This window comes from Flavobacterium sp. Leaf82 (assembly GCF_001422725.1).
GTDB lineage: Bacteria > Bacteroidota > Bacteroidia > Flavobacteriales > Flavobacteriaceae > Flavobacterium.
This window is the reverse complement of sequence record NZ_LMMA01000033.1, coordinates 190,981-203,587: the sequence shown is the minus strand read 5'-3', so window position 1 is coordinate 203,587 and position 12,607 is coordinate 190,981. Positions and strand designations below refer to the sequence as shown.

Here is a 12,607-nt window from a genome sequence, read left to right as displayed (position 1 = left end):
AAACATAGTAAACGGTTTCAACCGTTTGGACATAATATATTTTTGATATGTTATTATGATTCGTTTCCCGTGGTTGAAACCACGGGCTATGTTTGAAAATATGATGTAATTATGATGTGAATTTTAAATAGATGAAATTATTTTGTTTTGGATTATAACAAAATGTGTTATTTGATTTTGATAATGATTAATTCTTGATGTAGATATAATTCGTGAAAATTGGACGAAAATAGTATTATGAAAATCAGTGTCCTAGCCCCGATAGAAGTGGAAATCCTTTTGTGCTAGTCCCGATAGCTATCGGGAGGCACAAAAGATTGGAACGTATAGCGGGATTAGCTTCTGAAAAAAAAATATAAATAAAAAAAAACTCCTGCTCAAATGAACAGGAGTTTTAAAACAAATCTAATTTCTATTTCTAATCTACTTCTACTATTTTTATTTATGCTAAACCACGTGTTAACCAACCTCTTTTATTGGCTGTAACGATGGCGTAAGGTGTAATCCAGAATAAGGTAAAGGTGTAAAAAACGCTGTATGAATAGGCCCAAAGCGAATCAGACAAATTGTATCTTTTAGCGTAAAACAAAACAGGGAAACTCGATACGATTAAGATTCCTAAAAGTGTTGAACTTAAAAACAATAACGGATGCATGATGATAAAAAAGAACATAAAAAGCATGAACGGATATGCCATAACGATTTTTGTTGCTTGGTTCAACCATAAAAGTCGGGCACCAAATTTAGATTCTTTTCTAAAATCTGTAAACACATATTTTGCCATTGCGATGTTTTCACGCACATTACTTCTACTCCATCTAATAAACATTTTGTACAATCCTGTGTATTCTTCCGGAACGTTTGTCAATACATAAGCATTTCTTTGAAACAATACATGCTGACCTTGTTTCAGGATCATATTGGTCATCGCACGATCTTCGCCAATGTCTGATGGTTGTCCCATAAAAGTCTGGTTGATCCATTCGTCAAGACAAGCAAAAACAGCTGTTTTACGATATGCTGCCGCTGCTCCGGGAGTACAAAGTACAGATCCTAGTTTACTTTCGGCAGAACGCATGAATTCAAAACTCATTACAAAACTTACATTCAGCATTTTTGGTAAGATTGCTTTTTTGCTGTTCAAAACATGAACATTTCCTGCAACTGCTCCACATTTTTCGTCTACCACAAACGGGCTTACTAAATTACGTAACGTATCTTTTTTCACGATTGAATCACTATCAACCGTCACAAAAATTTCTCCTTTTCCTAATTCGAATCCACGGTATAAAGCGTGACGTTTTCCTGCATTTGCCGGTTGTTGAAAAATCGTTAGACGATCTCCTAATTTTATTTTGGCTTGTTGCATCCAGTACCAAGTATCATCTTTACTTCCGTCATCAACGGCTAATATTTCTAATTTATGTGCCGGGAAATCACTTTCTGCCAAACTCAATAAAGTATCCCAAACCAGTTTTCCCTCGTTATACGCAGGAACGATTACGGTAACGGTTGGCAACATTTCGTCAGAAACGGATTCGATTGGCTTGTATTTTATATATAAGTATGCGTTGTACAGGAAAACTCCTGTCTGAAAGAAAAACAAAATTCCTGCAACTATCAGGAACGGAAATCCCCAAGATGAGTTCATTCTGTCGATTTGAAACTGATCAAAGTCATCTTGCAAATAATATACAGAATATGCTCCGGCAAACATTAAGATAAAGGTACTCACCAGTACAAATAACCCAGACTTGCTTTTGGTGCGTTCGCTTATTTTTTTTGATGTTACATTGTCATTACTAATACGAAAAATGGAACTGTTTAAGGCTTGTTCGTTACTAAGATCTGATTTCGACGTATAAAATTGTTCTGTTGTTAAGGTTTCACTTTTCATATGACACTACTTTTGATTGCTTTGTATGGCTTTTATTTAATTTGTTTTCCTCCCGATGCGTAATTTTCTTTATCGAAAAGGAATTTACATTATCCCATTTTGCAAGCGTTGTGCCATTATCAGTTTTTACTGGTTTTGAGTTGTTTAGCTATTTTGAGTGTTTTTGATGTGTGTAATTATTATACGTTTTTAGGATACAGTATACAGTTTTTGTTGGGGTTTTGGAAGATTTTGGGTGGAGGTTTCGGTGTCTTTGAGTGTGACGAAGTTTAGTAAAAACGGTTTTTGGAGTTTATTATTGTAGTTGAAGGTTTTTATGGAATTTTAGACTTGATGGATAGCGAGCACTTGGAATTTGGAATTTTAAAATTTTGGAATTTATTTTTCTGGAGCTATTTCCAGCCATTCACTATATCTTTCCTTGCTAAAGGAGCAAGAAAAAGGATGCCGCTTCTGTCTGGGCTAGGAAACATTTTCACACATTTTGAAGAAGAAAAAGAAGAATTGAATGCAGATTCAGTTGTTCGGAAATTCCGAACAACTGAATCTGATGGTAAAAATTACCAAACTTTTTTTTTACAATACTGATGTTCAATATTTTGTACCGAACGCCGGCATCAAAGCATTTTCACTTCTATTGGGCTAGGAATTTTGAGATTATAGAACTTTTTTAAAATTCGAAAACTCAGGTATAAATACGCATTGTCTTGTTTTTAATTATTGGTATTCTTGTTGGAAATAATTTTAGGGGATTATGGTTTTCCGTAAAGAGATTAGTTTTTAAATAGTAATATTTGTTATAGATAAATGATTACAGATATGAAGCCTTCAATTTTACTTTATCGTCAATAACAAAATTGAAAGATCTATTCCATTTCATCTGAATTTAAAATTAGATAAAGAATTATAGATTAAAAAACATTAAAACAAGATGAAAGAATGCACTTATTTACTGAATCAACATTTTAATAGAATATTATCTTTCAATGAATTAAAGGATGTCACGGCTATTTATAATGACGCTATTAACAATACCAATTTTATAATTCCAGAACTTGACACATTAACTTTTATGCTTTGGGCAAAAAGAGAAAAAATAAATTTTGGTCCCTATCAAAATCTAACTTTTTTTGAAATTAGTAATCGGATTTATTCCGATTTGGTTCTATTAGAAGCCGCTGAAATATTGTTCAGCGAACATCAAATAAAAAGTATTCAATTAAAAATGAGTAATCATTCAGGTAGTGACTTAACAATTATCGATAAAGACAATAATCAAATCGATGGTGAAGCTTTTAATACCGCTCCTTCTTTCTTCCAGATAAAAATGAGAAATGAATTAAAAAAATTCAAAGACAAATCAGGAATTATCACTTTCAATAGTTCTGCATTAAATGATAGAAATAAAGTGTTTTTAGAAAGAAAAAAAATAGATTTCCCGAACATTTTGTTCATAGAATGTAATATTTAGAAAATAAAAAATAATGGATTACAAATCAACTATTAGCGACATCTTTAGTCCACGTAAAAATCTCTTTGCCGTACCAAATTATCAACGAGCTTATTCTTGGGAAAGAGACAAACAAGTAAAACAGTTTTTGACAGATTTAAAAGAACATCCCAAATCAGTAACACAATATCATTTGGGACATTTTCTATTTGAAGCTGATGAACACAATAAAAATAAGTTCTGGATAATTGACGGACAACAAAGACTAACAACTGTGGTTATATTTTTAAGCTGTGTATATAATAAACTTAAAGATTTAGAAGGCTACAAATCCATCGCTACAAACATTTATAATGAGTACTTGATAAATTCAGATGGTGAACAAAAATATTCAACAGTTAGTTATGATAATAATTTTTTTCAAAATCTTATCATAAGATCTGTAGATGATAAAGTCGATACCCGATCTCGTAAAAGAATACTAGAATCATTTGAATATTTTACTTTAGAATTTGAGAAAAAAGAGGTTTCTATTGAAAATATTATTCATTGGAAAGATTTACTCGAAACCGCTAAAATCACAACAGATTCTGTTTCTGACAAATCAGAAGCGACACAACTTTTTAGTTTTCAGAATGATCGAGGAAAAGATTTAACCGAATTAGAAAAATTAAAATCTTTTTTAATGTTTAATACTTACCTGGATTGTAATTTGTCTGGAAAGAAACCTGATAATGATATCGCTTACATTGAAAAAGAATTTGAAACTATATATCAGTCATTAGAATTAATAAAAATTGCTGATGAAGACCAAGTACTAAATTATCATACTATTGCTTTTATCTCTAATGATGATACTTCATTAGAAAGAGTAAAAAAAGCAATAAAAAAAGAAGATAATAAATCTGAATGGATAAAAGATTTTACAGTTGGATTAAAAAAGAGTTTTTTAAATGTTATTGAAATTCAGAAATCAAAAAATAAAGAAAGTCTATTAGGCGATATATTATATTTAGATCAGTATAACTCATTTCCTCTAGTTTTAAAATTATTTCACTATCATGAAATTTCCGAATTTAGAAAAATTCTTCGATTAGTCGAAATCATTCTTTTTAAGATGGAATATACGTTTGGTAACTATAGAACAAATAAAATCCATAATATAGCACTTCATTACAAGAATGATCTAATTTTATTAGAAAATGATTTAAGATACTATGCAAATCAAGGATTTAAGCATTATTGGAATTTTACAAGTGATTTTACAGGTCGCTTAGAAGCAAATTCTCATTATTTTAAACCAACACGATATCTATTATGGAAGTATGAGAATAAATTAAGACATGATTTTAAGGAACCTGTAATGAGCTATAATGATTTTGTCAACTCTTACGGTAAGAACAATCTTGAAAACACATTAGATCACTGGACACCTCAAAAACCTGAGGGCATTGAATATACTCAGGAATTTAAAGATAAATTCTTGAATAATATAGGTAATCTTGTTTTATCCACAAGAGGCAGAAACTCCAGCGACAGCAATAATTTACCTCATGATAGAGAAACAAACTCTGTACTAATTCAAAGGCAAAAATTAGAACCATTTAAAAATAACTGGACAGAATTAGAAATAAAAAATCGTCAAAAAGAAATTGTGGCTTTTGCAACGGATTATTGGAATCCAAATAGTATATAGAAATATAGCAACTTTAATAAATAAATATAAAACTAACCAGATTTTCAATGAATCAGAAATTAAAGTCTAGTTCTTTTATTTTTCAAAAATAATATCGATTCTAGTATATCTAATCATAAAAATAAAAACATGAGTTACAAAATTACTATTGAAGAGTTTGACAATGATATCACAAATTATATAGAAAAATTAAAAAATGATTTAAAAAATATTAAGTTCGATATAGAAAATAGTATTCGTTTTATAATTTCAGAGGAGTTAGATTGTAAAGACTTATTCACCTGTAAAAAGCAAAAAGGAGTTTATCTTTTCGAACTTAATTTGGACACTCCTAATTTAACAGGGACAAAAAGAGCAACGAAAATTAAAAATTTTGCAGAAGCTTGGTCTAAAAAAAAGAATGACTCTTTTTTTTCTTCAAGTGTGATAAAAAAGAGACTACAGTTAAGATCAAGCTTTGATGAACAGTGGTTGCCTTTGTATATAGGAAAAAATAAAGATATATACAGTAGAATAAAAGAGCATATTGACTTATGTCCAACTAAAAACACTTATGCAATGAAACTTAGACATCGTGCTAATTTGCATGGTTTAGAATTTAGAGTAACAGCTATAGAAATTGACGTATTAAATTATGATTTTATTGTTCCGCATATAGAACGTTCCTTGAGAGAAATATATCATCCTTTAATTGGAAAACAATAAAATTGAATAGATAAAGTTTAAACATCAAAATAAATTGCACCAAAAAAAAAGGCTCAACTATAAAAGTTGAGCTTTCGCATTTATTTAAAAGTTACGTATCTAAGACCTCGGCTTACCCAAATTCCTATCATACATAATAATAGTTCCTGCTACTGCCACATTTAAACTTTTTTCTGATTTAAATTTTACTAAATGATGGCATTTAGCCATTACTTTATGGGATAAGCCATGGTCTTCGGCTCCCAAAAGATAAACACAACGTCTTGGATGTTCGAAGGTCTCTAAATCGACCGCTTTTTCATCTAATTCAACTCCAACCAATCGCGCTCCTTTGGGCAGGTTTTCAAAAAAGGCGTCAAAAGTATCATAATGAAAATACGGAATTGCTTTTACTGCATCATGGGTATCACATGCTTGTTTGGCATATCGATTGCCTATGGTAAAGATAAAAGTAGCGCCTAAATTTTGAGCAGATCGCCATAAAACACCCAGATTTTCAGGCGTTTTACCATTTTGAATTCCTATCCCAAAATATTCATTTATAAAGTTATCATTCATACGGCAAAAGTACAAACTGTACGTACATAAGTCAATTTTTTATTGCGCAGAAACGAAGATCAAAATCCTATTCTTCATACATCTCCATCCACAATCTCGTCTCTTCCAAATCCAGTTCCTTCTCAATCTTCCTAAAAATCTCTTCGTTAACAGAACCTGATTTGTGCATTGATTCAAGTTTACCACGTTCAACATTTAGAAGATCAATTTGCAGTTTGGTGAAATCGTTAAAAATCTCGCCGCCCATTAGATTTCCTTTTCCGAAAAAGTTGGCTGGAAGTTCGGTTTTTTGGAGGCGGTTGAATTTTACTTCGTATTTGCTTTTTATGTTGTGAAGCAAGTCGTCGTTAAGTAACGAGAAATTATCTTCAATATGGGTAATGGTTTGAGAAACGATCACGTTTCTTATTTCGTATTCTTCGGCAAGGATCGAATATTTTTCTATTTTTAGTTTTTTGATTAACCACGGTAATGTCAATCCCTGAATCACTAAAGTCGAAAGGATCACACAAAATACCAGATAAATGATGAGGTTTCGTAACGGGAAAACTTCCGTTTTGTTCATCATTAGCGGAAGCGCCAATGCAGCCGCCATAGACACGACGCCACGCATTCCGGACCAGCCGAAAACAATCATATTCCGGAAATCGAATTCTTCCTGCAAACGGATTTTTTTACTGATTACTCTGGGTAGCAATGTTGCCGGAATCACCCATAAAAAACGCACCAAAATTACAACTAAACTGACCGATGCGCCCCAAATAAACAAAGACCAACCGGAGTAATCCCCAATTCCTAAAATGATTTGGCGCAACTGTAATCCGATTAAAATAAAGATCAATCCGTTTAGAATGTTGGTTAAAACACTCCAAATTGTTCCTGTCATGATTCGGCTTTCGTGCGTGAATATCGTTCCCGATCTCGCCGAAAGAAAAAGTCCTGTTGCCACTACGGCAAGAACTCCCGAAGCTTCAAAATGTTCAGCAATTAAATATGAAGCGAAAGGGGTTAATAAAGTTAAAGTTGCTTCGATAACTTCATCGCAAACAAACTTTTTATGTATAAAACTCATGATATATCCTACGCCTAAACCAATCGCGATTCCTAAAACCGACATTACAACAAAGTTCAGTCCGGCTTGCCAGAGTACAAAGTTTCCGGCGGTTATGGCAGTCAAAGCATATTTGTAAGCGACCAGACCACTGGCGTCATTTACCAGACTTTCGCCTTCAAGAATTGCAATTAATCGTGGGTGCAAACCCAAACCTTTTGTTATAGAAGTTGCCGAAACTGCATCAGGCGGCGAAACAATCGCGCCCAATAAAAAAGCTAACGACCAAGAGATATCATCAATTAACATATGGGCGGCAAAAGCTACAGCAACCGTGGTAAAAAGTACCAAACCTACAGCCGCCAAAGTAATTGGTCGGATCGTTTGTTTAAAATCAGACCAACTTGTGTACCAGGCGGCATGATATAAAAGCGGTGGTAAGAACACAATAAATACAACTTCAGGACTTAAAGCAATTACCGGAAGCCCCGGAATAATACTAATCACAACACCACAAAGAACCAATACAATTGGAATAGAGAAATTGTATTTTTTGCTGATAAGGCTCAAAAATGCAACCCCAAATAGTAACATGATAATGACGGTAATATTTTCCATTTATGATTATTTTGGTATTTCTGGTATGAGAGTACGAATATAATATTTTTAAATCTTTGCTAAAACTATGATTCTTTCTATTATTTCTTTTTTGCCGCTCCCGATAGCTATCGGGATAAAAAGATTAAAAAGATTTTTTACAGATAATTGTTTTTAAATTAATTTATTTCAAACTTGATCAAAGTTCTCTAAATACTATTTTTATGTTTAAACATCTTAGTTAAAAATGCATAATCATTTTAATCATTTAATCTCTGGCGAAAAAATCCTGAGCAGAATTAATACGAAATAAGCAAACTGTCTTTTAACCAAATTTTATCATACTTTCCATCATAAATATCCCAAAAAAAATTACATTTGACCCTTAAATTCATGCCTTAAATTATGATTCAGAAAAGAAATTTTATTGGTTTACTGACCTTATTAGCCGTCTTTTTTTACGCGCCTCTGACCTACTCTCAAACCACGCCTGAAAAAACAGAAACTGCAGCCGGGAAAACGGAAACGGAAACTGCACCAGCAAAAACAGAAAATCGTTCGAAACTATTTCAGGAAACAGTTACAGACAGTGATTACTTAATGTCTATTGAAAAGGCTGGAGAAGTTTTAGAATCGGCACATAATGATACGGAATTCGACGGGAACAGTCATCGTTTATTTGGAGAAATCAAAAGAACGCAAAGCAAACTTGATCTTATTTTAACGAGCTTAAAAGGGGCAAACCCGAATGTGCGCAACCAGCAAATGTATCGCATTGTCCTGAAAGAAATCGAACAGGAACTGAACGAACAAAATACGGCAATCAATTTACGTAATCAGACTCTTGAAAAAATCAAGTCCAGGGTAATTGATTTGCGCAAGGACAAAACCTTAATGGGACTTTTGAAGGATACGATTCGTCGCAAACAATTTAAAAGTGAATTTGCCAATCTTAAAAACAGATACCTGAGCACAGACAGTCTGATGACTAAAAATCAGAATATTTTAAATAAAAATAAAAGACTGACTGTTGAACGAAAAATAGCGGTATCGAATGCTTTAATCACTGTAGAAAGCAAACTGGAGCAATCCGGAATAAGCATGCTTAAAAAAGAATATCCTGCTTTATGGACTACAAACGATTCTACGGCGAAGAAAATAGTAGGCAAAAATATCAAAGCCAAAATCATTATCGAAGAAAATGTTGCCGCTTATTATTTAAGTTACAGAGCGGGCGGATTAATTTTTCTGATTTTATTAATGGGTTTATTGGGTTGGTATATTTCACGCAATCTGAAATATCTTAAAAATAACGGGCATGAAGAAAATCTATCTGAATTTAATTTCAAATATTTAAATCGTGGTATCATTATTCCCGTTGCTGTTATTGCGTTAAATATTGCTGTGGTCAGTAATTTATATGCTCCGGCAATGTTTATAGAGTTGATTCAGCTTGTGCTTTTGGGACTTATTACTTTTCTGTTTAAAAACAATTGGTCAAAAGTCGCAATGCGCAATTGGCTACTTCTTTTAGTGTTATTTTTTATACTTTGCTTTCTCGACTTATTTATTGCGGTTGGTTTTATACAGCGTTGTGCTTTTATTATCATCAATATTATGGGCGTTCGTTATGGATTTGTTCAAATAAAAACCCTGAAAGATCAGCTTTACTACAAAGGATTTTTTAAGTGGGCGACTATTATTTTTATAGGCCTGAATGTTCTGGCAATCCTTAATAATCTTTTTGGAAGAGTTTCTCTTGCCAATATGTTGAGCATTACTGCTTTTATATCACTTACTCAAATTGTTGCCCTAAGCGTACTTTTAAAAATAGTATTAGAGGTGATTCTTTTACAAATTTATACAACCCGTGTAAAACGCGGTATCGAAAAGATTTTTGATTATGAAAGCTTGTCTGAAACTCTCAAAAAACCTTTCATCATTGTTATTACTTATATGTGGGTTGTTGTAATTGCTGCCAATTTAAACATTTGGGAATCTTTACGAGCCGGTTTAACTTCATTATTAAGTCATCCGAATACAATAGGAAGCATCACTTTTACTTTAGGAAACATTGTATTGTTTTTTATTATTATTTGGGTTGCCCATTTATTACAGAATTATGTGGCGTACTTTTTTGGCGAAGTTGATGATGAAAACGAAGAAAACATCAATAAAAAACAACATTCTAAATTATTGATCACCAGACTTGTTGTTTTGATTTGCGGATATCTTTTGGCAGTTGCTGCTTCCGGAATGCCATTAGACAAACTGAGTATTTTGTTAGGAGCTTTGGGTGTTGGTGTTGGACTTGGACTTCAGAGTGTGGTTAATAACTTTGTTTCGGGTATTATCCTGATTTTTGATAAACCAATACAAATTGGCGACGTGATCAATATTAGTTCAGAATCCGGTCGTGTAAAATCAATGGGATTGCGTACTACCAAAATCAACTCGGCAAACGGGGCGGAAATCATTATACCAAATGGTAATTTATTATCTCAAAATATTACGAACTGGACGTATACTGATAATTTTAAACTGGTAGAAATTGCTGCAGAAATCAGTGGCGATATTATGCCAGAAGACATTAATGCCTTAATATTAGAATCTCTTGAAAGCATGGATTTAGTCAATAATGCTAAATCTCCGCAGATTTATTATACTGCAATTGCTGACGAAAAATTCAAATTGCAAATAAAATTCTGGTGCAGTATTTACCGTACCGAAGAAACTATTAGTATGGCGCGTCAGGTTCTTTTTAGTAATTTTAAAGCGAAAGGTTTGACCTTATCAACATAAAAAAATCAAATTAGCTTATATCTTAAATCCGTCACATTAATTTTTGACGGATTTTTTTTTGAAGTTAACCTCAGAAATAAACATGGCCGAAATAATCAGCATTCCTCCTATTAAGATTTGGCTGGTAAAATTTTCTCCAAGAATAAAAACTCCCGCAATAGTGGCAAACACAGGTTCGAATAAATAAGTAAGTGCAACTTTTTCTTCGCCCAAATAACGCTGTGCTACATTTTGAACTGCATACATAAAAGCCGTTGCAGGAATAGCAGTAAAAAAAATACCTGTCCAAAAACCGTCTGTTTCCGGAAACCAATTAGAATTAGTATCAAATAAAGCGAAAATCAAACATCCGAAAGCACATAAAAACAGCATCAATATTACGGCAGGCATTGGTTTTTGTTCTTTAGCATATTTTCCTACCTGAAGCACATAAAAAGCAAACCCAAAAGCACATGCCACAATTAGCAAATCACCGTAATTGAGCGATAATCCGTCTTTGACCACAATACTATAAAGTCCTGTGAGCGCCATAATACAGGCAATCCAAACTTTGTTTTCTATTTTCTTTTTGTACACTAAAAATTTCAATATGGGTATTAGCAATACATCTAATCCTGTAATAAATGCAGCATTTGAAACTGTGGTATATTGAAGTCCTATTGTTTGTAAAATTGTTCCGGCAAGAAGCGGAATACCAATTAGCAAGCTGATTTTTAATGTTTTTTTCGAAATAAATTGAAGTTGTCTGATAAAAACAATAGCCAGGCAAAGTGCCGCTATTAAGAATTTATAAAATAAAAATACGAATGGTGAACCAACGCCAATACCAACTTTTACAAATGTGAAGGAAATCCCCCAGAAAGCCGTTCCTGCAATGAGAAGCAGTAAATAAAAATGTTTTTTTTGCATGTCTATATAGTATTAATGAATTACATTAAACTATTAGAGTATGCACAAGGCAAAAGAAGTACAATAATCCCGATTTCTTCTCTAACGTTAGAAAATTGTATGTATGTTTCTTATCTGCGGCAAATATAAAAATAAATTTAGACAGTCAGGGCAAGGGTTTTAATACATTAACAATTGTTCTATTGCTTTAAATCGTTTTTTTAATTCTTCAAATTCACTTAAAAACCACTTTAAAAAAATCCTTAACCTTCTAATTTTAAAAACGATACACAAAAAATAAGGAATTATTGATTTCTACAGTAAAGCGTTAAATTTATCGGTATATTCCTGATTAATAGTAAGTAAATTAGTCCTATCTTAGCAGAATTAAATCGATTTTGGATTATACAACATCTCCTTTAACAGGGAAATAAATCTTAAATGAGAGCTGATTACAGATTAGAGAGCGATTTAATTTTCGAAAAAATAAAAAAATCACAATACAACAAATGATTAAACAGAATTACAATTTACTGCTGGCAGATGATGATGAAGATGATTGCGCTTTTTTTAAAGAAGCACTGGATGAACTGTCGCTTCCTGTATCTCTTGTAACTGTAAATGATGGCGTACAGCTTATGGATTTTCTAGCGGATCATTCAGCAGAAAATTTGCCGGACCTGCTTTTTCTGGATCTTAATATGCCTCGTAAAAATGGCTCTGAATGTTTGAAAGAAATTAAAGAAAACGAAGAATTAAAAAATCTTCCTGTTATTATTTTCTCTACTTCGCTGGATAATGAGATTGTTGACCTGATGTATAAAAAAGGGGCGACTTATTATATCCGTAAACCGGGCGAATTTTCTAAATTAAAAAAAGTAATCGAAAATGCTCTTACAACAGCATCTCAAAATAATTTTAAGCAACCTTTAAGAGAGCAATTTATCCTTCAACCCTAATTCG

10 protein-coding genes are annotated in these 12,607 nt (G+C 32.5%); 6 read left to right on the top strand and 4 right to left on the bottom strand.

The genetic code is table 11. From position 1 onward, the window contains the following. Positions 1-442: 442 nt before the first annotated feature. A complete protein-coding gene (locus ASF10_RS19145) occupies positions 443-1,897 on the bottom strand; it encodes a glycosyltransferase family 2 protein (RefSeq protein WP_056252760.1) in 1,455 nt (484 codons plus the stop codon). Between the two features lie 285 nt (positions 1,898-2,182). Between ASF10_RS19145 and ASF10_RS19140 the strand changes: the two genes are divergently transcribed. The 4 genes from ASF10_RS19140 (at position 2,183) to ASF10_RS19125 (ending at position 5,748) form a co-directional block, all read left to right on the top strand. Further along, positions 2,183-2,485, top strand: coding sequence for a hypothetical protein (locus ASF10_RS19140; protein ID WP_056252758.1), 303 nt, complete (start codon positions 2,183-2,185; stop codon positions 2,483-2,485). A 343-nt stretch (positions 2,486-2,828) separates the two neighbouring features. Continuing rightward, complete coding sequence (locus ASF10_RS19135) at positions 2,829-3,368, top strand: hypothetical protein (RefSeq protein WP_056252754.1); 540 nt, start codon at positions 2,829-2,831, stop codon at positions 3,366-3,368. Positions 3,369-3,381: 13 nt separating this feature from the next. Further along, a complete protein-coding gene (locus ASF10_RS19130; RefSeq protein ID WP_056252750.1) occupies positions 3,382-5,043 on the top strand; it encodes a DUF262 domain-containing protein in 1,662 nt (553 codons plus the stop codon). Positions 5,044-5,172: 129 nt separating this feature from the next. Beyond that, positions 5,173-5,748, top strand: a complete 576-nt coding sequence (locus ASF10_RS19125; RefSeq protein WP_056252748.1) for a hypothetical protein — start codon at positions 5,173-5,175, stop codon at positions 5,746-5,748. A 99-nt stretch (positions 5,749-5,847) separates the two neighbouring features. On the opposite strand, the gene ASF10_RS19120 is transcribed toward ASF10_RS19125, so the two are convergent. Further along, positions 5,848-6,306: an RNA methyltransferase gene (locus tag ASF10_RS19120; RefSeq protein WP_056252745.1), complete on the bottom strand. Its 459-nt coding sequence runs from the start codon at positions 6,304-6,306 to the stop codon at positions 5,848-5,850. A 67-nt stretch (positions 6,307-6,373) separates the two neighbouring features. Beyond that, positions 6,374-7,975, bottom strand: coding sequence for a Na+/H+ antiporter (locus ASF10_RS19115; RefSeq protein WP_056252742.1), 1,602 nt, complete (start codon positions 7,973-7,975; stop codon positions 6,374-6,376). 384 nt (positions 7,976-8,359) lie between these two features. On the opposite strand from ASF10_RS19115, the gene ASF10_RS19110 reads away from it, so the two are divergent. Beyond that, a complete protein-coding gene (locus ASF10_RS19110) occupies positions 8,360-10,756 on the top strand; it encodes a mechanosensitive ion channel family protein (protein WP_056252739.1) in 2,397 nt (798 codons plus the stop codon). 36 nt (positions 10,757-10,792) lie between these two features. Here ASF10_RS19110 and ASF10_RS19105 read toward each other — a convergent pair whose 3' ends face one another. Next, positions 10,793-11,665: a DMT family transporter gene (locus ASF10_RS19105; protein ID WP_056252738.1), complete on the bottom strand. Its 873-nt coding sequence runs from the start codon at positions 11,663-11,665 to the stop codon at positions 10,793-10,795. Positions 11,666-12,153: 488 nt separating this feature from the next. Here ASF10_RS19105 and ASF10_RS19100 point away from each other — a divergent pair, with 488 nt between their 5' ends. Beyond that, on the top strand, positions 12,154-12,603 hold the full coding sequence (locus ASF10_RS19100; RefSeq protein ID WP_056252735.1) for a response regulator: 450 nt from the start codon (positions 12,154-12,156) through the stop codon (positions 12,601-12,603). The last annotated feature ends 4 nt before the right edge of the window (positions 12,604-12,607 follow it).